The following is a 19,019-nucleotide window of genomic DNA, read 5'->3' as shown; positions in this document are numbered from 1 at the left end:
CTCCCTGGAGCAGCGGCATCCGTTGTTGTGGCTGGAGTCGTAGCCGGCACCGTAGGATTCATGGCATTGGTAGCTGTAAACATGCTGTATCTCAAGGTGCAAGAGCCGACCGTAGCGGCCTCGACTACGAAGGAGGATAACGAGATGGTGAAAAAAACTGACATGGCGTTCCTTAACACGATTCACGCTGTCGGTGCCGGTCTCGTCTCCAGCCTCATCATTGCCGGTCTGATTCGAGCCTAACGGCTCACAGAGCCCCGCCTAGTGCGGGGTTTCTTTTAAACCCGCCCTGTGCGGGTTTTTTATTACCTCGAATTTACCTGTAGCCAGGGCAGCCTTCGGGAAGGCCTGGACACTGATAAGCCGGTAGTGCAGTGCTACGAGAAAACACCGGCAGCCCGCGCACCCTGGCCGTACATGCTCCAGGGTGGCGCGAGGCTGGATCAGCGAGATTGATGCAATGGGGCGTTGACGCTGGGAGAGTCTTTGGCGGACAGCACGGAGAGACGTGCGCACCTATTCAGGGCCTCTGCATTCGCAGGGGCTTTTTCATTTCAGGAGCACAGCATGAAGAGTAAATATCGCCAGGCTGTCGAGTCAGTGATTGCGCAAGAGGCGAAGCTGGCCGAAGTCACTCACTTGCACGCCGGAGCCGCTGTTCGCGAGAAAGAACTTGCGGAGGCTCTGAGACTCAATCAACAGACGCTTGCTCGATACGAGGCGGATGTGTCTGAGCTTGAGTCGCAGATGACCGTTTATCCTCAGGCTTAGTCAAAACCCAAGGTATGACTCCAATAGACTTGGATATTTAAGCGGACCTTTAGTGGCCTTCTGTTTGTTGGTGACATCGATAACCACCATGATGTCTTTGGTTGAATTGAAATCGCTGCCAACATACAGGGATGAGCAAAGGGCTTCTGCTGTTGTATCCAGTTCGAAGCAGTAAAAGGATGTTGTTTCGTCCCAGTTTTTGCGGCTCGTGAGTTCGTTGACTTTCTTCACGAACGAGTCATATCGAGCTTGGCGCGAGTCATCAGATTTAAACTCAAAAGTCACAATAAAATTTGCCATGGTTCCATCCGTTGTTGCGGTTGTAGGGATCTCGACGATAGCACGGTGCCATATGCCCGCCACTAAGCGGGCTTTTTTATTCCAGTCATGCCCACCACGGAGTCGAGCGCATGGAGTTTCTACAGCGCCTGTTCGATAAGCTCGACTGGGCATTGGCCGGACTGTTGGGCGCTATCGCCGCCAGCTTCTGGCACCGTGATGACCTGGTCGACCGAAAGGCCTGGGCCATCTTCATTTTCTCGGGAGCTGTTTGCGCGCATTACCTGACAGGTCTGATCAGTTCCTACTTCGGCGTGGTCGAGCCGCGGAGTGTGGCGGGGGTCGGCTTCCTGCTCGGCACGTTCGGCGGGTCACTCATTGCCGCCATCACCCGGGCCATCAAAGCCGCTGACCTCTGGGCGTTCATCCGCCAGCGGTTCGGGGGAGGCAACCCGCCATGAACTACGAAACGTTGAACGCAGTCACTTGCGGGCTGATCGGTTTGTGGGCGACCTGGTGCGTGCTGAGCGGGAAGGTTCGTGATGGGGTGGTGGGCAAGATCATCTACGCCGCGATCGCCATCAGCGGCTACGCGATCCTGGCTCGCAACGATCACTTCATCCTGCCGCCCACCGCCGCAGGTGTGACGCTGCATGCTTCCCTGGCTCTCGCCGGCATTCGCCACATCTTCATGGTTACCTGGTGGCAGCGGGTGAAAGCCTGGCTCTGCCGCACGCTGAACTGTGAACACTGCATGCGCTGTGACAAGGCGCCGGGTGGGATCGATCGCCGAAGTAAGTAAACCGCGACACAATTCGCGAATCAGCAAATTGTGTCGCGACATTTGACATTCGCTGGCAACCCTTCGCGCAGCGTATAGCAAATTACCTGAAGGTTTATTCATCCAGCTCTAGGTGGTCTGCCGCAGTGATTTCTTTATCCAGTTTCTCATAGTCAATATGCTTACCTTTCTTGAGGTCTGGCAACATATCTTCGAGTAATCGCTTAGCTGTGAATGCTTTTGCCCCCTCCAAACTGCTTGTGCGGAACAGACCGAAGGCGCCGTTATCGAGTTCGATCATAGTGATGTCGTAGTAGTTGCTCAAAACTTCGCTGACGGCAAGCACGAAGGACGCGCGTAGCTTCATTCTGTAGCCAAGGAACTTGATGGTTTTTTGGCTGACTCGAATTCGTGTTTGCCCTGAACGCTCGAACATGAGGGCTAGTAGCGTGGCGGTATCGTCGGCAGAGCGAAGCATGGGCGAATTCCTGAATTGGTTTATTTTAACCCTGATTTAGGGTTTTATGATCTTGATTCAGAATTTTGCCTGTGTCAACAGCCCCCTTAGAGCCGCTACACGGTTAGGCTCACGCAAAGTCGACTAGGATAGTTGGGCGATGACAGTCGGGGGTGAGCTTGGGCCGTGGTCGGCTGGTGTACTTGCTATGTGCTCAGATGCTGGTCGTGTCGAGATAACCGGCTTTGGCCCTAAGGTCGATGACATGCAGTCGCTTGCCCTGTTCCGACTGGGTGAGCAGAGGCTGATCGAGATTATTCTGGAGGACGCTGAAGGGTAGGTGTGCCGCAGGTGAGTGCGGCACGATCGATTTTACTGCTCGCCGCCTCGCATTTTCTCCGCTACCCCTTTGAGATAGCTGATCAGGTGTTCGACCTGCTTTGAGGTTGTAGCGATTGGATATTCGCCAAGAACTGCTCTCAGCACTTCATGATGATCAACGAAGAAAAGTCCGCCATCCACATACGATGCGTACTCGTTGATTGGCATCTTATGCATGGATGGAATGTCGATAGCATTGGCATCTGTATCGATCGTTACGTTGATCTTCATGGTCTATCCCCTTGCTGTGAATTGAGCTTCTCGCATACGGCATCAGCGTCCACCTCGTCGTCGTGCTCGCTATAACGGTCGCCGTTTTTAATGTGCTCTACCACAAACCAGTATTGATTGATCGGGACTGGCCGAACGATTTCTCCCGGCTTGATCCCCTGGACAACAACTTTCGGGACTTTCCTGACTTCGTATTGAGGTTCCACGAATGACTTCCTTGCGTTGAGTTGATCGTCACGATTACCGGCAACCCGCCACAATTTCAAGTATCAGAGTTAAATCATGACAACCAAGCAACCCGACTGGGAGGCGATCGAACGAGCCTACCGGGCTGGTGCGCTTTCCATCCGAACCATCGCAGAGCGTAACGGTGTCAGTGACACCGCGATTCGCAAGAAGGCCAAGGCCTTAGGATGGGCGAGAGACCTTTCCGAGCAGGTCCGCAAAGAGGTTCGCAACAAGCTGGTTCGCGGTGAGGTTCGCGATGATCAATGTGCGAACCCTGAGCGGGACGCCGAGATCATCGAAGAGGCCGCGGAAGAGGGAGCGACGGTTGTTCGCAGTCATCGCCGGGACATTCGCAAAGCCACGAACCTTGCGAACCTGCTGATGGATGATCTGCTCACCACGATCAAGCGACGCGAGGAAATCGAAAACGCCATTGCTGACGAAACTGCCGACGATGAGAGCGGCTTCCGTCGTGGCTCGATGCTCGCAGCTGTCGCCCTGCCCAGCAACGCCAAAACCCTTTTCCAATTGTCCTCGGCCATGAAGAACCTGCAGGTGCTCGAACGCACTGCATTCGGCCTTGATGACAAGGAGCAGTCGAAAGACTCCGACGAGCTCTCGCAACTGATGGACGAACTATCGAAGGACGCCTGACATGAAACCCGAGCACATGAAGCTGCTCCGGGGTCGATTCTGGCGACTGAACAACCTCTACTTCATCACCGACAAGCACGGGAAGAAGGTCCGCTTCCGCATGACGCAGGAGCAGATCGATTACTTCCAGGGGATGCATACCCGGAACATTATCCTCAAGGCGCGGCAGCTCGGCTTTACGACCCTGGTCTGCATCGTCCAGCTGGATGCAGCTCTGTTCGAAGCTGCGAAGTGCGCACTGATTGCCCACACGCTGAACGACGCCAAGCGGCTGTTCCGAGAGAAGGTCAAGTACGCCTACGACAATTTGCCCAAGGAGATTAGGGCAGCCAACCCGGCACGCAACGACGCTGCCGGAGAGTTGGTGTTCAGCAAGGGCGGCTCGCTCTACGTCTCGACCTCATTCCGGGGCGGCACGCTGCGTTACCTGCACGTTTCCGAGTTCGGGAAGATATGCGCCAAATTCCCGCATAAGGCGCGGGAGATCGTCACCGGCGCTTTCGAGGCCGTGGCCGCTGAATGCTTCGTCACCATTGAGTCGACAGCAGAAGGTCGGGCCGGATATTTCTTCGACTACAGCCAGTCTGCCGAGAAGCAGCAGATGGCCGGCGTGCCGCTGGGCCTGCTGGACTGGAAGTTCTTTTTCTTCAGCTGGTGGCGGAACCCGCTGTACTGGCTGGATTCGACCGACATCGTCATCCCGGACCGGCTGACCAAGTACTTCGACGACCTGGCCGCCAAGCATGGCGTCGCCACAAACCCAGGCCAGCGCGCCTGGTATAGCGCCAAGGAAAAGACCCTCGGCGAAGACATGAAGCGCGAATACCCATCGATACCTGCCGAAGCATTCCAGCAGACGATCGAGGGTGCCTACTACGCCAAGCAGTTCACCAAGCTGTATGCAGCCCAGCGCATCGGCAAGCTGCCAGACAACAGCCACTTGCCGGTTCACACGTTCTGGGACATCGGTGTCGGCGACTCCACGGCAATCTGGTTCGTCCGGTTCGTTGGCGACGAATACCACGTCATCGACTTCTACCAGAACAGCGGGGAAGGCCTGCGGCACTACATGAAGGTGCTCAAGGATCGAGGTTACACCTACGGTGAGCACTGGGGGCCGCACGACATCGACAACCGGGAATTCGGCAGCGATGGCAAAACTCGGCGAGAACTCGCCCGAGAGGGCTACGAGATCGACGGACAGCGTTATTCGATGACCTTTCAAGTGGTGCCGAAGCTCGGTATCGACGAGGGCATCGAGCAGGCTCGCGAAATCCTTCCAAAATGCGCTTTCGATGAAGCCAAGTGCGAGGAGGGCATCACCGCCTTGGAGAGTTACCGCAAGGAATGGGACGACAAACGTGGGTGCTGGAAGGACAAGCCTCTACACGATTGGTCGTCTCACCCAGCCGATGCATTCCGGTATTTCGCTGTCGCCCAGAGCGCAAGGAAGCCGGTCAAATCAATCAAAATGGGATTCGCACGCTAATGGCAGACGTCACCTACACCCGCCCGGAATACGACGCGGCACAGTCCCGTTGGCGGCTGGTGCGCGACGTGTGCAAGGGCTCCGAAACGGTCAAATCCCGAGGCGATGTCTATCTGCCGAAGCCGAATCCGCACGATATCAGCCAGGAGAACGTCGAGCGGTACAAGGGGTACAAGCAACGCGCTGTGTTCTACAACGCCACCGGACGGACGAAACACAGTCTGGTAGGCGCGGTGTTCCGCACCTGGCCAACGCTGACTGCTCCAGGCGCTCTCGACTACGTGTCGAAGGACATCGACGGGCAGGGCGTGAGCATCTACCAGCAGTCGCAATCGGTCATCGGGCATTTGCTCGAAGTCGGCCGCCACGGGCTCCTCGTGGACTACGCCGCCGTGAAGGCCGGCACTGTGAGTAAGGCAGACGAACAGGCGGGACGTGCCCGGGCGAGTGTTGCCAGCTACCCAGCAGAGGCAATCAGGAACTGGAAAACTTGCAAGGTCGGTGGTCAACATCTGCTGAGCCTAGTTGTCTTGCGCGAAGAAGTGGACATCGACACCGATGATGGCTTCGGTAGTGAACAGGTTGTGCAGTATCGAGTGCTGCGCCTGGATGATGCCGGCGTATACACGCAGGAAGTCTGGCAAGAAGGCAGCAGCGAGACATCGATGATCACTCCGCCTTTCACGCCGCTGAATGGTCTTGGGCAACCGTGGAAGCTGATCCCATTTCAGTTCTTGGGCAGCGAGAACAACGACACCAGCATCGACGATTCGCCGCTCTACGACATGGCCGTGCTCAACATCGGCCATTATTGCAACAGCGCGGACTACGAGGATTCGGTGTGGTTCTCTGGTCAGCCACAGTTCTGGATTTCCGGGCTTGATGAGGCCTGGCGCGATCACTTGGAGGCGAACGGCATTTATGTCGGCTCTCGTGCTCCGCTGACACTTCCGGCCAACGGTTCGTGCGGCTTTGCTCAGCCTGAGCCGAACACGCTTGTCAAAGAGGCCATGGACGCCAAGAAAGAGGACATGGTGTCCCTCGGCGCCCGGCTGATCGAACGCGGCAGCGCAGTAAAGACCGCAACCCAGGCTGACAACGATAGCGCCGCTGAACATAGCGTCCTGTCGCTGGTGGTGAGCAACGTCAGCGAGGCCTACAGCCAGTGTCTGGTTTGGATGGCTGAGTTCGTGAATGCCACGGGTGAAACGCTCTACAAGCTCAATCAGGACTTTAGCCAGATCACTCTGGACGCGACGATCCTTTCAGCGCTGTTCAACGCAGTGCAGGGCGGCAAGCTGCCGACGGGCGACTTCTGGCAGTACCTGCGCGATCGCGGGGTCATTGATCCGGAGAAGACCGACGACCAAATCCGTGACGAACTGGATACCGAGAACCCCGGGCCTGATCTGGATGACGAGGAGGTAATCCCGAATGGCCGCAAACCAAGCGATCCTTGATGCCACGATCAGACACGCGGTATTCCTCGAGCAACTGAAATCCGGCGAGGTTGCGAAGTTCGGGCCTTTCCTCAAGGAGATTGATCGCTTGATCCGTGAGCGGCTGACTCGGGCTGACCTGACGGATTACACCGTCGCGCGGCTGGAGCGCCTGCTCAGCGAAGTCGACAGTCTGCTGCTGGGCATCTTTAACCGGTACAGCGACAAGCTGAACCTCGACCTGATCGACATTGCGAACTATGAGGCTGAGTTCGAAGCAACGAGCCTGACCCGAGCGGCGCCGGTGGGTGTCTCGTTTGATGCGGCAGTGCCGGGTGCTGCCGCGATCAGGGCGGCCATCCTCGCCAACCCGCTCAGCGTGCGCGGTGCGGACGGCGGCAAGCTGCTCAAGTCGTTCATTGATGGTTTCACCGCCACCGAGCGACAACGCCTCACTGGCGCGATTCGGCAGGGCTTCTTTGAAGGCCAGACGAACTTCCAGATCATCAAGAACATCCGTGGAACCAAGGCGCTCCAGTACAACGACGGCATGTTGGCCACGACCAACCGGAATGCTGGCGCCGTGGTGCGGACGGCGGTGCAGCATGTCGCCACCCAGGCGCGTATGGAGACGCTGAAAGAGAACTCAGATGTTGTGCAGTCGGTGGAGTGGGTCAGCACGCTGGACACGAAGACTACCGCTCAGTGCCGGACGCTCGACAAACGTCGGTTCAAGTTGACTGAGGGGCCACGTCCGCCGATCCACATCAACTGCCGATCGACCGTTGTTGCCGTGACGCGCTTCAGCGCTCTGTTCGCCAAGGACGCCACACGGGCATCCATCGGTGATGCTGGAGCCCAGCAGGTGAGGGCGGACCTCAGCTATTACGATTGGCTCAAGCAGCAGCCGGCAGCGTTTCAGGACAAGGCCATCGGCCCGATCCGCGGCAAGCTTTTCCGTGAAGGAGGCCTGAGCATCGAACGGTTCTCCGAGCTGCAGCTTGATCGCAACTTCTCACCGCTGACTCTTGTACAGATGCGCGCTCTTGAGCCGTTGGCTTTTGAGCACGCCAGTATGTGACTTGAGCATTAACCGAGATCGGCAGCTTTCTCAGGAACAATTGCGAGAGCATTTACTGTGCGGCTCAGGTACGGGTATTTCTTTTTGATGCGTACGAAGTAACCCGACTTTACGAGTGCTTCAACCACCTCTCCTGTTGCTTGCATGGTGTTTTTGTAAGGCGACGATGCGGGCAAGAAGTCGTGGCGAATGATGGGGTCAAGAGTCATGCGTTGCTCTGCTGGGTATTGATCCAAGGACTGCGCACGCTGATTAATCGCCAGGTCAGAAATCCCATTCTTCAGTAGGTGGCGAACCAAGGCGCGTATATCGAGGTATGCGTCCGCGCCACCATATGGAAGCTTAACTGTAAATTCTCCATCTACAAGGAGATTGAGCGGTTGGACATCAATGACGGATTGGTTTTGCTCGGTCAGTTGGCGGTAGTGATCAATCGAAAGTACTGCAAATACTGGATTCCCTAGGGCGTCGTGCAGGAATTGTACGCTGTTCATTGTTGTGTTCCTTTTCGTTGTTGTGGCTTCGCTGTAGAAGAATGCTATCTACAATATGATTCGCTGTAAACCCTTCGTTGTAAAAATAGAGGCAGGGCCTCTCTCTCAAGTTCCAGGGGAACGAAAATGCTCAAATTTCAAATTGACAGCCTTGATGGTGTCGACGAAGCCGTGCGCGCGCTTTACACCGAGAAGGACGGCAAGTTCGTACTCGGTATTGAAGGTCTGCCACAGCAAGAAGATGTATCTGGCCTGAAGGCAAAGGTCGACGAACTGCTCGGCGAGAAGAAAGCAGCCGAGAAGAAGGCGCGGGAAGCCGAAGAGGCGGCGCGTCTTGAGCGTGAAGAGCTCGCTCGCAAATCCGGCAACGTCGAAGAACTCGAGCGGTCCTGGTCTGAAAAGTACAACCGCCGTGAAGCTGAGCTAAACGGCACGCTGGAGCAGGAGCGCCAAACGTTGAGCGGGCAGATCCGGGATCTGACTGTTGGCCGTACCGCTACCGATATCGCGTCTGCCCTAGCAATCCCAGGTAGCGCAGAAGCTCTTCTGCCCCACATTGAGCGCCGCCTGAGTGTCGAGCAGCGTGACGGGAAGCCTGTGGTTGTCGTGCTCGATAAGCAAGGCAAGCTCTCGGCAGCTTCGCTGGACGAGCTGAAAGCAGAATTTGCAAACAACACCGCCTTCGCGCCGTTGATCGCGGGTAGCAAGGCATCTGGCGGCGGGGCCGGAGGTGCTGGAAACGGCGGTGGGGCCGCTCTGAAACGCTCTGAAATGACGTCTGTGGCCAAGCGTGAGTTCATCACGAAGAACGGCCAGGACGCTTACCTGAAATTGCCCAAATAATGGAGTAACCCATGGCGACTACCGTCACCTCGGACATGATCGTTTACAACGACCTTGCCCAAACCGCCTACCTGGAGCGAATCCAGGACGTGATCGACGTTTTCAACGCCTCTTCCAACGGCGCGCTGATTCTGGACAACGAACTGATCGAAGGCGATCTGCGCAAGCGTGCTTTCTACAAGCTCGGCGGCGCCATCGCTCACCGTGATGTCAACTCGGTCGCAGCTGTTACCGGCCAGAAGATTGGCTCCGGCGAAATGGTCGGTGTGAAGGTTCCGTTCAAGTACGGTCCTTACGAAACCACTGAAGAGGCCTTCAAACGCCGCGCTCGCTCGCCGGAAGAGTTCTCCGAGTTGGTGGGTCAGGACTACGCCGATGCTGTGCTGGAAGGTTACATCCAGTACGCCATGGCAGCGTTGAAGGCAGCCATCGGCGCCAACGCAAATATGGTGGCTACGGCCAGCTTTGCCACCGACGGCAAGAAGGCGTTGACCAAGGGTATGCGCAAGTTTGGTGACCGCTTCGGTCGCATCGCATTGTGGACCATGGATTCGGCGACCTACTTCGATATGGTCGATCAGGCCATCACCGAGAAGGTCTACGAAGAAGCCGGCGTGGTCATCTACGGTGGCCAGCCGGGCACCATGGGCAAGCCTGTCCTGGTGTCGGACACTATCCCTGCGGAAACCATCTTCGGCTTGCAGGCGGGTGCGATCAAAATCACTGAGTCCCAGGCGCCAGGCTTCCGTTCGTACAATATCGACAACCAGGAAAACTTGGCGATGGGCTTCCGTGCCGAAGGCACCTTCAACCTGGACCTGCTGGGCTATAGCTGGAAGGACTCCACCGGTGGTGTGAACCCGAACTTGGCTGCAATCGGTGCTGGTGCCAACTGGACCAAGTACGCGACCAGCGACAAGGTCACGGCCGGCGTGCTGATCGATCTGTCTGCACCTTAATCGGCTTACTCGCAACGGGCGGCCTTTAATGGTCGCCCTGGAGATATTCATGGAACTCATCTATTCCGCTCAGAAGTCGGATTTCGATCCGCAAAAGCGCTACCGAAACCCAGAGCACTTCGAACGACCAGAAGCCGGCGTGACCAGCGTGCTGGTGGTTGGCGACTGGCCGAACGTGGTTGATGCCTACGAGAATGTCGGCGTCGAAGTGACGCAGGGGGAGACGGCGCCGCGCCAGGTGGCTGGTAACAGCCAAGTTGAACTGGAAGAGTTGATCGGCAAGCTGCGCGTTGAAAGCGATACGATCCGTTTGTTGGTCGATGGTTTGGAAACCGGCGAGATTCAGAAGCCAGAAGTCGGCGAACTGGCAATTCGACTGTACGATGCGCTTGATCACTTTCGCATCCAGATGAGCGAGTTGGCCGGCAAGCGTGATGAACTCGCAGCGGACAACGGGAAGTTGCGCGAGGAGCTCGACGCACTGAAAGCGGGCCAAGGGCCGGAAGTTGAAGAGCTGAAGGCCAAGCTCGATGCGGCCGGCGTGACCTACCGCGCCAATGCATCGAAAGAATCCCTGGAAAAGCTCGTCGCCGAGCTACCCAAGGCGTAATAATTCGGGCTTCGGGTTGTCCGACGCCCGACCTTTGAAACACACAGCGAGATGATTCATGGCTCTCATCGTTGAGGATGGCACCGGCAAGCCAGACGCCGAAAGCTACGCATCTGCAGAGGATCTGCTCCTCTACGCTGGCAAGTTCGGTGTGGCCATCCCGGCGGATGAGCCGGCGCAAGAAGCGCTGCTGCGCCGGGCCGCTTTGGCGATGGATGGCATGAAGTGGAAAGGGCGCAAGTCCAACAGCGAGCAGGCCCTGTCTTGGCCGCGCCGCAGTGTTGAGCTAGATTGCGAGATCAAGCCCGACAACTACCTGCCGGCGCGGATCCAGTACGGGCAGATGGCCTTGGCCGCCGAGATTCATCAGGACGACGTCGACCCAATCGAAAAGCGCAAAGGCGCCGTGACGCTGGAGCGTGTCGAAGGTGCGGTGACTCGGGAGTACGCCACGATCCCGAACACCAGTGGTCGACTGTTGCCGGCGGCGCCAGATCGGCCGAGTGCCACGCAGTTTGCTGACTACCTCCAGAAGCGGGGGCTCTTTGCCGTCCGCGCATAGCTGAAACGGAGCCACCATGGCCTTCTACGACGAAATGGCCGTGATGGCTCTGGATATGATCACAGAGTTCGGCCGGCCCGTGACCATCCGGGCAATCACAGTCGGTGAGTACGATCCGGAAACCGGTACCGCACCACCTGACACCATCACGGAGCAGACCGCACAAGGCATCCTGCTCGACTTCACCGGCCAAGAGTTCCAGAACAACAGCCTCATCAAGCAGGGCGACAAGAAACTCAAGATTGCCGCGCAGGGGCTGGCGTGGGTGCCTGACCTGCTGAACAAGGTCATCATTCAAGGTCGCACCTGGTCAATCGTTCCTCCGCTGAAAGAAATCAATCCGGCCGGTACGCCGATCCTCTATGAATTGCAGGTGCGATCGTGAGCCGAGCGGGCTCCGGCCAGTCCGGCAGCTTCGCCCTGAGCCTAGCCGAGTTCGCGGCCCAGGCGACGGAAGCCATCGACGCGAGCCTGCGCGAGATCATCATCGAGGTCGGCAGCAGCGTGATCCGCATGTCACCCGTGGGCAATCCCGAACTATGGGCGCAGAACACCGTGGCCCGCCAGTACAACAATGCCGTCGACGATCACAACAGCAACCTACGCAGCGACCCAGCCAACCTGACGAAAGCAGGTAGGCTCAAGCCAGGCCGCAAGCTGAACGATGGAATGGATATCGTTGCGCCAGAGGGATACGTAGGCGGGCGGTTCCGGGCCAACTGGCACCTTTCGATTGATGTCGTCGAGAACGTCACCTTTGACGAGGTAGATCCAAGCGGGGGCGAGACAGTCGCCGCGCTGATCTCAGCGGTCAGCGACTTCACCGCGGGCCAGACTGCGTACCTCATCAACAACCTGCCATACGCGATCCCGCTTGAGTTCGGTCACTCGAGTCAGGCACCCGGCGGCATGGTCCGCATTACCGTGGCTCGCTTCCAGCAGATCGTGCAGGAGGCCATCAGGAACAACCAAGTATGAGTCACCACATCATCGCCTCGATTTACGAAGCCAAGCTGATCAACTGGGCGAAGGCTTTGCCGGTGCCGCTCAAAGTAGTGGTCGAGAACGAGGCCTACACGCCAGTCGACGGCGCCACGTACCTGAAGGCATTCACGCTGCCGGCCGATACCGCGACCAACACGCTCGGCGGCGACCACAAGCTGTACACCGGCGTATTTCAGGTCAGCATCGTGACGCCCTCGGGCGAGTACCGCGGTGCGGCCGGCGCGCTGGCCGACCAGATCGCCGCGCTGTTCCCTCTGTACGAGCGAAACACGAAAGGCGCGCTTACGGTAGTAACCATGAGCCCAGTAGACCCCGGCCCCGGCATTCCTGACGACACCACCTTCACTGTTCCTGTGTCGTTCCTTTACCGGGCCGACACCAACTAAATCCGCCCATTGGGCAAACCCAGAACCCGCCATAGAGCGGGTTTTGTCATTTCTGCAAAGAGGAAACCCCCATGGGATACAAGCTACCCAACGGTGCGACGTTTGAACACGCCGCCACCTACGCCGCTCCACTCGCTTTCTCGGCCATATCCAACGCCTCTGAAGCCGCTTGCACCGTAGTCGGCGCCACTTTGGCAGTCGGTGACATTCTACTGGTCACTTCTGGCTGGACCGCGCTGAACAACAAGGTCGTCCGCGTGAAGGCCGCGACCGCAACCGCGATCACCTTGGAAGCGATCGACACCACCAGCACTCAGATCTTCCCAGCCGGATCCGGCGCGGGCAGCCTGAAGAAAGTCCTGACTTGGGCACAGATCCCGCAGATTACTGACGTCGCCTTCTCCGGCGGCGACCAGAACTACCAGGACGTGGTGTTCCTCGAGGATGCCCAAGGCCGACAAATCCCAACCGACAAGGCCGCTGCTCGCATGGTACTGACCGTTGCCGATGACCCGACTCTGGCCTACGTGCCGATCGTGACCGCTGCTGACGTTGCTCAAACCGTGCAGGCGGCACGCCTGAACCTGCCAGGTACCGACAAGCTGTACTACGGCGCCTACACGTCGTTCTCGCTTCAGCCGTCCGTGTCCCGAAGCAACATCCTGACTCGCACTGTCTCCCTGGCCTTGCAGTCCACTCCAACCCGCTACCTGTCGTAAGGGCTCCTCATGGCAAAGTTCTCCATTGCACCCAAACCGACGTTCACCGTCGATGTCCCCATTCCGCAGGTAGGTGGCAACCCGGCAATGGTTCCGTTCACGTTCAAGTATCGCGACCGCACTGCTTTGGCTGAGCTTTTCGACAGTTGGAAGCAGAAGGCAAGCGACCTTGGCGAGCGCTTCAAAGGGACGGAGCCAACCCTTGTGGAAATCACTGCAGCCGAAGTCGAGCAAGGCGTCGAACAAATCAAGGATCTGGTCGTGTCTTGGGGCTTCGGTGACAAACTCAGTGACGAGTCGATCACTGCCCTGGTGAAGAGCTGTGTTGGCGTGTCGGACGCTGTCGTGAAGGCCTATAGCGAAGCGTTTGGTAAGGCCCGCCTGGGAAACTGACCGACGTCGCACGCGCACTTTACGAGCCGACCACTGATTCCCAAGTCCTTTCGGTGTTCGGCCTTTCTTCGTCGGATGTCGATGACGCCTTCGAAGTCTGGCCGGACAACTGGCAAGCGTTTCTCGTCATGGATTCGATGGGGACTCAGTGGCGCACAGGCGCATGCGGCGCGACCGGCCTCGATTACGGCGTGCTGCCGAAGGTGATGAAGCTCGTCGGTGTTCCGGCGAAGGACCGCCCCGGCGTGTTTCAGGACATCCGCGTAATGGAGTCGGAAGCCATCGCGGTTATGGCCGAAGCCCGCGACAACAGCCCGTGAAGACGGGCACTTATTCAAGGTGAGTCGATGAACATTGCAGAACTCGGCATCAAGGTCGATTCGGCTGATGCTGCTAACGCTGCGACCGATCTCGACAAACTGACGAAATCCGGCGAGCGGGCAGAGCAATCCGCTGTCGGCCTGATGAAAGAGATGGAGGCGTTGGAGAAGTCGTTGTCGAAAGGCGCGACCACCACGCAGGAACTGTCCAAGCAACGTGATGCGCTGGCGAAACTGACCAAGACCGGTGCTTACGGTGAAGCTGAATTCACCAAGATCACCGCGCAGCTGGATAAGCAGCAGGTGGCTCTGGTCAAGTCGACAATGGATGAACAGAAGGCGCTAAACAGCCTGCTGGGCGCCATCGACCCGGCCCGCGCCGCAGTGGCGAAACTGGATACTCAGGTCGAGCAATTGGGCAAACACCTCGATGCCGGCCGGATCAGCCAGGACGAGTACAACTCAGCCCTGAGCAAGATCGATAAGGACTACGACAAGCTCAACAAAACCACCACCGGCTTCGACAAGCTGCGCCTCGGGACACGGCAAGCACAGGAAAACGTCGTTCAGTTGGGAAATGCGCTGTCCTCGGGTGACTGGGGTAGCGGTGTTCGTGCGGTCGCTCAGTTGGGCGCCGGTGCAGGCGAAGGCGCTGCAGGGTTGCTTGCTATCCTCGGGCCGCTCGCGCTGGCAACTGCGGCGGTGGGCGGTCTCGCATACGCGTTTTACAAAGGTAGCGAGGAGCAGGACAGCTACAACAAGTCACTGATCCTGACCGGCAACTACGCCGGTGTGAGTGCTGGGCAGTTGGGCGATATGACGCGCCAGGTCAGCGCAACCGTGGGCACCTCTGGACAAGCTGCTGCAGTTCTCGCGCTGCTCGCCGGCAACGGCAAGATCGCGGGCGAGAGTTTCACCGGCATCACCCAGGCCGCTGTGTCGATGCAGGAAGCGACCGGCAAGGCTGTAAGCGAGACGGTTGCCGAGTTTTCCAAACTCGCCGACGATCCGGTCAAAGCATCTGCCGCGCTGAATGAGCAATATCACTACCTAACCGCTTCGGTTTACTCTCAGATCACCGCTCTGGAGAAGCAGGGCGACCATGCTGGCGCCGTGAAGCTGGCTACCGAGTCGTTTGCCGACGCGATCAACGAGCGCACTCCGCGAATCCTGGAAAACCTGAGTTTCTGGGAGAAGGGCTACAACGCAGTTGCCCGTGCTGCTGATGGCCTGAAGAACATCGGACGCAGTGATATCGGCGCCGATATCGAACAAGCGCGACGGGATTTGGCCCGCGCACAATCCGGTGATGTTGGCCTGTTCCAAAACAAGCAGGAGATGGTCGATCTCTATCAGAATCGCCTCAACATGCTGGAGGATCAGAAGGCCGCGGAAGCAGATATCGCCAAATGGGAAGGAGAGCAGGCGAAAGCCCAGGGTGATGCTGTCTCGTCGATGGCCAAAGTCGACGCGCTCACCAAGTCATCACTGACCAATGAGCAGAAACGCACTGAGGCGATCAAGGAGTACAAGCGGCAGCTCGAAGACATCCGAAAGGTGGCGCCGAACGACCCGCGCCTGGATCGGGCGGCGATCGACAAGAATCTCGCGAACATCAACGACCAGTTCAAGGATCCGAAAGCGGCCGGTTCGCAGGTCGATCTGACCGGGTTCAACAACGCGAAGAACAACCTGGCAGCCATCAGCGAGGAGTACAAAAACGCCCAGAAGGAACTGGAAGCAGCGCAGAAGGCAGGGCTTTTTTCTCAGGACAACTATGCCCTGAAGCGCGAAGCCCTGATCGGCAACGAGCGAGACGAAATCACCTCCGCCTACGAGGCAGAGATCGCCGCACTGGAAGCCACCAAAGCGAAGAGGACCACCACTGCTGCGCAAAGCATCCAGCTGGACCAAAAGATCGCCGATGCGCGCGCCGGGATGGTTAAAGCTCAGAAGGATGCGGATAGTCAGCTCGAGGTCTTGGCCACGAACGAGACAGGGCGCCTCGCCCGGCAAGAGCGGGCAATCACGACCTATGTTCAGGCCTTGGCCCAGCAGCAGCGAGCACTGGAACTGGCAGGGCAGCGTGCCGTCCTCGGCGTCGGCCAGGGTGATCGCCAGAACGCACTCAACAACGAACTGAACAGCCAGCAAGATCGGTTCGCTCAGCAGTCGTTGGAGTTGGCAAACCAGAAGTCCGATCCGTCGCGGAACATGTCGGAAGAGGAGTTCACCCGCAAATCACAGGCTCTCGCCGACGCGAATAAGGCTGCCACCGACCAAATCCGGCAGAACTATGCGGACGTGGAAAAAGCGCAGGGAGACTGGACCAAAGGCGCGACTTCGGCTTGGGCCAATTACCTGGATTCGGCAAGCAACATTGCCGGCCAGACGAAAACCCTATTCGGCAATGCCTTCAGCTCGATGGAAGACGCAGTCGTCAACTTCGCCATGACCGGCAAGCTATCGTTTGCTGACTTCACCAAGTCGATTCTGGCCGACATGGCGCGGATCGCCACGCGGCAGGCGAGTTCGGCATTGCTCAGCAGCCTGGTCAGTGCAGCTACCAACTATTTCACTGGCAGTGGCTCCGGTAATGGGATGGCTGCTGGTTCTGCCGGCGCGACGTCGTCGAATCTTGGTGCCTTGCAGGCGGGATACTCCAATGTCGACTTTTCAGGCTACCGAGCGTCTGGCGGCCCGGTCGCGGCGAACTCGCTGTATGAGGTCAACGAGCTGGGGCCTGAGCTGTACAACGAAGGCGGCCGATCCTTCCTCATGACTGGCGCGAATGGTGGCAGCGTAACCCCGTTGACCAGAGGCGGAGGGGCAGGCATTCAAGCCATGGGCGGTGGTGGCGGGGCCACGCAAATCAACGTGCAAGTGAGTGTCGCCAGCGACGGCAGCACCAGCGCAACGTCCAGCGATCCGTCGTATCAGCAGTTCGGCAAAGAGCTCGGCGACTTCGTCGAGCAGAAGTATCGACAGCTGCTGCGCAAGGATCTGGGTCAGGGCGGCAGCATTACCAGAGCAATCAAAGGGTGACGAGTTATGGCGCTTGAGCGATTCACCTGGCAGATCGAAAAAGGGGCCGAGGGCGACATCAGTCAGCGGGTGCGCTCCAAGCAATTTGGCGACGGCTACAGCCAATCGGTGTCGGACGGCATCAACAACAAATCGCAGTCCTGGCCGTTCAGCTACACCGGCAAGGCCGTCACGATCAAACAGATCATCGCCTTCCTCGACCGTCACGCAGGGGCGAAAGCCTTTCTGTGGACACCGCCACTCGGCGAACTCGGCCTCTACAAGTGCGCGGGCTACAAGTCTGCGCATAAAGGCGGCGACGTCTACGCGCTGACCGGCACCCTCGAACAAACCTTTCACCCATAAGGAACTGCCGCATGGCATTGATAACGGACATCCAGAAGCTGGAGCCCGGCGGGGAAGTGCGGCTGTTTGAAATTGACGGCACGGAATACGGCGCCGACGTGCTGCGCTTCCATGGTCACGCAATCCCGCACACGCCCGCCGAGCTGCTGGCCTACGAGGGCTCAGTCGATGCACTGCCGGCGAAGTCGATCTGGTGGCAGGGCAACGAATACGCGGCCTGGCCGGTGCAGATTGAAGGCATCGGCGCAGACAGCAACGGCAGCGCAACTCGACCCGTATTTAGCGCTGGCAACGTCAATGGACGAATCACGGCGTTGTGCCTGGCGTTCGACGATCTGCTCAAGTTTCAGCTGACCGTGCGCGAGACCATGGCGCAGTACCTGGACGCGGTGAACTTCCAGGATGGCAACCCGATTGCCGACCCAACGCAAGAGGCGCTGGAAATCTGGTACATCGACCAGAAAACCGGCGAGGACGGCGAGGCCGTGCAGTGGGAGCTTTCATCCCCGGGCGAAATCGACAATCACGGGCTGCCCGGGCGCCAAATGACCACCTTTTGCCACTGGGCCATGACCGGTGGATACCGCGGGCCGAACTGCGGCTACACCGGCGGGGGCATGTTCGACGATGACGACAACCCGACCAGCGACCCGAGCAAGGACGAGTGCAAAGGTGGGCTCAAGTCCTGCAAATTGCGCTTCGGCGACAACGACCAACTTCCACACGGCGGTTTCCCCGCTGTTTCCCTGATCGCCCGGAGCTGACCATGCGCAAGCACATCCTGTTGGCGGTCCAGGCGCACGCGGCTGCCGAGTACCCGAAAGAGTGCTGCGGCCTGCTGCTGGCGGTTGGGCGAAAGCAGCAGTACTTCCCGTGCCGGAACATCGCGGCCACGCCTAGCGAAGAGTTCCGGATTGATCCGGAGGACTACGCCGCGGCGGAGGACCTGGGCGAGGTGATCGGCATCGTTCATTCGCATCCTGACGCAACCAGTCGGCCGTCCGCACACGACCTGGCCATGTGCGAGGCTACCGAGCTGCCCTGGCACATCCTCAGCTGGCCGGAAGGCGATCTGCGCAGCATCACCCCGGGCGGTAACACGCCGCTGCTCAATCGCCCCTTTGTGCACGGCGCGTGGGACTGCTGGCAGGTCTGCGCCGATTGGTACAAGCGGGAGTGGGGTCTGGAGTTCGAAGCCTTCAATCGTATCGATGGCTGGTGGGAGAGCGAGGACAACACCAGCTTGTACGAAGCCAACTACGAGTCTGCTGGCTTCTACAGGGTCGACCAGCCGCAGCGTGGTGACATGATCGTGATGGAGGTGGGGCGGACGGCTCACCCGAACCATGCCGGGATCTACCTCGGTACCGATCCAGCACTACCAGAGGAAGAGGCGAACACCTTCGGTCCTGGGCCTTTCCTGTTGCACCACCTGTACGGAAAGCCATCGGAGGTCATTGTGTTTGGCGGACCATGGCTAGACCGCACACGGCTGATCCTTAGGCACAAAGATTCACAATCAACTATTTGTTGAGGCGTACCCGTGG

Annotated in this window: 27 protein-coding genes; 22 read left to right on the top strand and 5 right to left on the bottom strand. The window is 58.4% G+C overall.

The annotated features are described in order from the left end of the window. Positions 1-60: 60 nt before the first annotated feature. Both ACM6J5_RS09215 and ACM6J5_RS09210 read left to right on the top strand, forming a co-directional pair. A complete protein-coding gene (locus ACM6J5_RS09215; protein ID WP_223507807.1) occupies positions 61-243 on the top strand; it encodes a hypothetical protein in 183 nt (60 codons plus the stop codon). Between the two features lie 324 nt (positions 244-567). After that, on the top strand, positions 568-771 hold the full coding sequence (locus ACM6J5_RS09210) for a hypothetical protein (RefSeq protein ID WP_223507808.1): 204 nt from the start codon (positions 568-570) through the stop codon (positions 769-771). On the opposite strand, the gene ACM6J5_RS09205 is transcribed toward ACM6J5_RS09210, so the two are convergent. After that, positions 772-1,071 (bottom strand): hypothetical protein, encoded by a 300-nt coding sequence (locus ACM6J5_RS09205; protein ID WP_223507809.1) that lies wholly within the window; start codon positions 1,069-1,071, stop codon positions 772-774. It lies immediately after the preceding gene. A gap of 110 nt (positions 1,072-1,181) precedes the next feature. Here ACM6J5_RS09205 and ACM6J5_RS09200 point away from each other — a divergent pair, with 110 nt between their 5' ends. Both ACM6J5_RS09200 and ACM6J5_RS09195 read left to right on the top strand, forming a co-directional pair. Further along, the gene (locus tag ACM6J5_RS09200; RefSeq protein ID WP_223507810.1) at positions 1,182-1,511 is read left to right on the top strand and encodes an MFS transporter; all 330 of its coding nucleotides are present in this window, start codon (positions 1,182-1,184) and stop codon (positions 1,509-1,511) included. After that, entirely contained in the window at positions 1,508-1,852 is a 345-nt protein-coding gene (locus ACM6J5_RS09195; RefSeq protein ID WP_414928268.1) for a hypothetical protein, read from the top strand. Before ACM6J5_RS09200 ends, ACM6J5_RS09195 begins: the two co-directional genes overlap by 4 nt. A 94-nt stretch (positions 1,853-1,946) precedes the next feature. Here the strand turns inward: ACM6J5_RS09195 and ACM6J5_RS09190 are convergent, their stop codons facing one another. The 3 genes from ACM6J5_RS09190 to ACM6J5_RS09180 form a co-directional block, all read right to left on the bottom strand. Then, positions 1,947-2,309: a hypothetical protein gene (locus ACM6J5_RS09190; RefSeq protein WP_414928267.1), complete on the bottom strand. Its 363-nt coding sequence runs from the start codon at positions 2,307-2,309 to the stop codon at positions 1,947-1,949. 351 nt (positions 2,310-2,660) lie between these two features. Beyond that, entirely contained in the window at positions 2,661-2,900 is a 240-nt protein-coding gene (locus ACM6J5_RS09185; RefSeq protein WP_414928266.1) for a hypothetical protein, read from the bottom strand. Then, entirely contained in the window at positions 2,897-3,106 is a 210-nt protein-coding gene (locus ACM6J5_RS09180) for a hypothetical protein (RefSeq protein ID WP_414928265.1), read from the bottom strand. Before ACM6J5_RS09180 ends, ACM6J5_RS09185 begins: the two co-directional genes overlap by 4 nt. A gap of 76 nt (positions 3,107-3,182) precedes the next feature. Between ACM6J5_RS09180 and ACM6J5_RS09175 the strand changes: the two genes are divergently transcribed. The 4 genes from ACM6J5_RS09175 to ACM6J5_RS09160 are packed head-to-tail and all read left to right on the top strand — an operon-like array spanning position 3,183 to position 7,791. After that, positions 3,183-3,782, top strand: coding sequence for a hypothetical protein (locus tag ACM6J5_RS09175; RefSeq protein WP_414928264.1), 600 nt, complete (start codon positions 3,183-3,185; stop codon positions 3,780-3,782). 1 nt (position 3,783) lies between these two features. Then, complete coding sequence (locus ACM6J5_RS09170) at positions 3,784-5,271, top strand: terminase (RefSeq protein WP_414928263.1); 1,488 nt, start codon at positions 3,784-3,786, stop codon at positions 5,269-5,271. Continuing rightward, positions 5,271-6,731, top strand: a complete 1,461-nt coding sequence (locus tag ACM6J5_RS09165) for a DUF4055 domain-containing protein (RefSeq protein ID WP_414928262.1) — start codon at positions 5,271-5,273, stop codon at positions 6,729-6,731. The genes ACM6J5_RS09170 and ACM6J5_RS09165 overlap by 1 nt, the downstream gene beginning before the upstream one ends. After that, positions 6,706-7,791: a minor capsid protein gene (locus ACM6J5_RS09160; RefSeq protein WP_414928261.1), complete on the top strand. Its 1,086-nt coding sequence runs from the start codon at positions 6,706-6,708 to the stop codon at positions 7,789-7,791. Before ACM6J5_RS09165 ends, ACM6J5_RS09160 begins: the two co-directional genes overlap by 26 nt. A gap of 8 nt (positions 7,792-7,799) precedes the next feature. On the opposite strand, the gene ACM6J5_RS09155 is transcribed toward ACM6J5_RS09160, so the two are convergent. Continuing rightward, a complete protein-coding gene (locus ACM6J5_RS09155; protein ID WP_414928260.1) occupies positions 7,800-8,285 on the bottom strand; it encodes a hypothetical protein in 486 nt (161 codons plus the stop codon). 126 nt (positions 8,286-8,411) lie between these two features. On the opposite strand from ACM6J5_RS09155, the gene ACM6J5_RS09150 reads away from it, so the two are divergent. The 14 genes from ACM6J5_RS09150 to ACM6J5_RS09085 all read left to right on the top strand — a co-directional run bounded on the left by ACM6J5_RS09150 (position 8,412) and on the right by ACM6J5_RS09085 (position 19,006). After that, positions 8,412-9,128, top strand: coding sequence for a hypothetical protein (locus ACM6J5_RS09150; protein ID WP_414928259.1), 717 nt, complete (start codon positions 8,412-8,414; stop codon positions 9,126-9,128). Positions 9,129-9,139: 11 nt separating this feature from the next. Continuing rightward, entirely contained in the window at positions 9,140-10,087 is a 948-nt protein-coding gene (locus ACM6J5_RS09145) for a major capsid protein (protein ID WP_414928258.1), read from the top strand. A gap of 49 nt (positions 10,088-10,136) precedes the next feature. Beyond that, entirely contained in the window at positions 10,137-10,697 is a 561-nt protein-coding gene (locus ACM6J5_RS09140; RefSeq protein ID WP_414928257.1) for a hypothetical protein, read from the top strand. 58 nt (positions 10,698-10,755) lie between these two features. Further along, the gene (locus ACM6J5_RS09135; protein ID WP_414928256.1) at positions 10,756-11,259 is read left to right on the top strand and encodes a DnaT-like ssDNA-binding protein; all 504 of its coding nucleotides are present in this window, start codon (positions 10,756-10,758) and stop codon (positions 11,257-11,259) included. Between the two features lie 16 nt (positions 11,260-11,275). Continuing rightward, complete coding sequence (locus ACM6J5_RS09130) at positions 11,276-11,644, top strand: hypothetical protein (protein WP_414928255.1); 369 nt, start codon at positions 11,276-11,278, stop codon at positions 11,642-11,644. After that, the gene (locus tag ACM6J5_RS09125) at positions 11,641-12,237 is read left to right on the top strand and encodes a hypothetical protein (protein ID WP_414928254.1); all 597 of its coding nucleotides are present in this window, start codon (positions 11,641-11,643) and stop codon (positions 12,235-12,237) included. The genes ACM6J5_RS09130 and ACM6J5_RS09125 overlap by 4 nt, the downstream gene beginning before the upstream one ends. Beyond that, entirely contained in the window at positions 12,234-12,650 is a 417-nt protein-coding gene (locus tag ACM6J5_RS09120; RefSeq protein WP_414928253.1) for a phage tail terminator-like protein, read from the top strand. The genes ACM6J5_RS09125 and ACM6J5_RS09120 overlap by 4 nt, the downstream gene beginning before the upstream one ends. Positions 12,651-12,721: 71 nt before the next feature. After that, on the top strand, positions 12,722-13,369 hold the full coding sequence (locus tag ACM6J5_RS09115; protein WP_414928252.1) for a phage tail protein: 648 nt from the start codon (positions 12,722-12,724) through the stop codon (positions 13,367-13,369). 9 nt (positions 13,370-13,378) lie between these two features. Continuing rightward, on the top strand, positions 13,379-13,762 hold the full coding sequence (locus ACM6J5_RS09110; protein ID WP_414928251.1) for a phage tail assembly chaperone: 384 nt from the start codon (positions 13,379-13,381) through the stop codon (positions 13,760-13,762). Positions 13,763-13,815: 53 nt separating this feature from the next. Then, entirely contained in the window at positions 13,816-14,082 is a 267-nt protein-coding gene (locus ACM6J5_RS09105; RefSeq protein ID WP_414928250.1) for a DUF1799 domain-containing protein, read from the top strand. A gap of 27 nt (positions 14,083-14,109) precedes the next feature. Beyond that, positions 14,110-17,127, top strand: coding sequence for a phage tail tape measure protein (locus tag ACM6J5_RS09100; protein ID WP_414928249.1), 3,018 nt, complete (start codon positions 14,110-14,112; stop codon positions 17,125-17,127). Between the two features lie 6 nt (positions 17,128-17,133). After that, positions 17,134-17,472 (top strand): phage tail protein, encoded by a 339-nt coding sequence (locus ACM6J5_RS09095; protein ID WP_414928248.1) that lies wholly within the window; start codon positions 17,134-17,136, stop codon positions 17,470-17,472. Between the two features lie 11 nt (positions 17,473-17,483). Next, positions 17,484-18,236 carry a phage minor tail protein L gene (locus tag ACM6J5_RS09090; protein ID WP_414928247.1) on the top strand — a complete coding sequence of 251 codons (753 nt, stop codon included), beginning with the start codon at positions 17,484-17,486 and terminating at the stop codon, positions 18,234-18,236. A 2-nt stretch (positions 18,237-18,238) separates the two neighbouring features. Beyond that, complete coding sequence (locus ACM6J5_RS09085; RefSeq protein WP_414928246.1) at positions 18,239-19,006, top strand: C40 family peptidase; 768 nt, start codon at positions 18,239-18,241, stop codon at positions 19,004-19,006. Positions 19,007-19,019 lie beyond the last annotated feature (13 nt).

It is taken from the genome of Pseudomonas sp. IT-P74 (assembly GCF_949768175.1).
Lineage (GTDB): Bacteria > Pseudomonadota > Gammaproteobacteria > Pseudomonadales > Pseudomonadaceae > Aquipseudomonas.
Note: the sequence above shows the minus strand (reverse complement) of the source record. Positions and strands in the feature narration are given on the sequence as shown.

What these genes read in the sequence shown, in the direction of transcription:
- ACM6J5_RS09215 (WP_223507807.1), top strand. Translation starts at nt 61, where the DNA reads ATGGCATTGGTAGCTGTAAACATGCTGTATCTCAAGGTGCAAGAGCCG.
- ACM6J5_RS09210 (WP_223507808.1), top strand. Translation starts at nt 568, where the DNA reads ATGAAGAGTAAATATCGCCAGGCTGTCGAGTCAGTGATTGCGCAAGAG.
- ACM6J5_RS09205 (WP_223507809.1), bottom strand. Translation starts at nt 1,071, where the DNA reads ATGGCAAATTTTATTGTGACTTTTGAGTTTAAATCTGATGACTCGCGC.
- ACM6J5_RS09200 (WP_223507810.1), top strand. Translation starts at nt 1,182, where the DNA reads ATGGAGTTTCTACAGCGCCTGTTCGATAAGCTCGACTGGGCATTGGCC.
- ACM6J5_RS09195 (WP_414928268.1), top strand. Translation starts at nt 1,508, where the DNA reads ATGAACTACGAAACGTTGAACGCAGTCACTTGCGGGCTGATCGGTTTG.
- ACM6J5_RS09190 (WP_414928267.1), bottom strand. Translation starts at nt 2,309, where the DNA reads ATGCTTCGCTCTGCCGACGATACCGCCACGCTACTAGCCCTCATGTTC.
- ACM6J5_RS09185 (WP_414928266.1), bottom strand. Translation starts at nt 2,900, where the DNA reads ATGAAGATCAACGTAACGATCGATACAGATGCCAATGCTATCGACATT.
- ACM6J5_RS09175 (WP_414928264.1), top strand. Translation starts at nt 3,183, where the DNA reads ATGACAACCAAGCAACCCGACTGGGAGGCGATCGAACGAGCCTACCGG.
- ACM6J5_RS09170 (WP_414928263.1), top strand. Translation starts at nt 3,784, where the DNA reads ATGAAACCCGAGCACATGAAGCTGCTCCGGGGTCGATTCTGGCGACTG.
- ACM6J5_RS09165 (WP_414928262.1), top strand. Translation starts at nt 5,271, where the DNA reads ATGGCAGACGTCACCTACACCCGCCCGGAATACGACGCGGCACAGTCC.
- ACM6J5_RS09160 (WP_414928261.1), top strand. Translation starts at nt 6,706, where the DNA reads ATGGCCGCAAACCAAGCGATCCTTGATGCCACGATCAGACACGCGGTA.
- ACM6J5_RS09155 (WP_414928260.1), bottom strand. Translation starts at nt 8,285, where the DNA reads ATGAACAGCGTACAATTCCTGCACGACGCCCTAGGGAATCCAGTATTT.
- ACM6J5_RS09150 (WP_414928259.1), top strand. Translation starts at nt 8,412, where the DNA reads ATGCTCAAATTTCAAATTGACAGCCTTGATGGTGTCGACGAAGCCGTG.
- ACM6J5_RS09145 (WP_414928258.1), top strand. Translation starts at nt 9,140, where the DNA reads ATGGCGACTACCGTCACCTCGGACATGATCGTTTACAACGACCTTGCC.
- ACM6J5_RS09140 (WP_414928257.1), top strand. Translation starts at nt 10,137, where the DNA reads ATGGAACTCATCTATTCCGCTCAGAAGTCGGATTTCGATCCGCAAAAG.
- ACM6J5_RS09135 (WP_414928256.1), top strand. Translation starts at nt 10,756, where the DNA reads ATGGCTCTCATCGTTGAGGATGGCACCGGCAAGCCAGACGCCGAAAGC.
- ACM6J5_RS09130 (WP_414928255.1), top strand. Translation starts at nt 11,276, where the DNA reads ATGGCCTTCTACGACGAAATGGCCGTGATGGCTCTGGATATGATCACA.
- ACM6J5_RS09120 (WP_414928253.1), top strand. Translation starts at nt 12,234, where the DNA reads ATGAGTCACCACATCATCGCCTCGATTTACGAAGCCAAGCTGATCAAC.
- ACM6J5_RS09115 (WP_414928252.1), top strand. Translation starts at nt 12,722, where the DNA reads ATGGGATACAAGCTACCCAACGGTGCGACGTTTGAACACGCCGCCACC.
- ACM6J5_RS09110 (WP_414928251.1), top strand. Translation starts at nt 13,379, where the DNA reads ATGGCAAAGTTCTCCATTGCACCCAAACCGACGTTCACCGTCGATGTC.
- ACM6J5_RS09100 (WP_414928249.1), top strand. Translation starts at nt 14,110, where the DNA reads ATGAACATTGCAGAACTCGGCATCAAGGTCGATTCGGCTGATGCTGCT.
- ACM6J5_RS09095 (WP_414928248.1), top strand. Translation starts at nt 17,134, where the DNA reads ATGGCGCTTGAGCGATTCACCTGGCAGATCGAAAAAGGGGCCGAGGGC.
- ACM6J5_RS09090 (WP_414928247.1), top strand. Translation starts at nt 17,484, where the DNA reads ATGGCATTGATAACGGACATCCAGAAGCTGGAGCCCGGCGGGGAAGTG.
- ACM6J5_RS09085 (WP_414928246.1), top strand. Translation starts at nt 18,239, where the DNA reads ATGCGCAAGCACATCCTGTTGGCGGTCCAGGCGCACGCGGCTGCCGAG.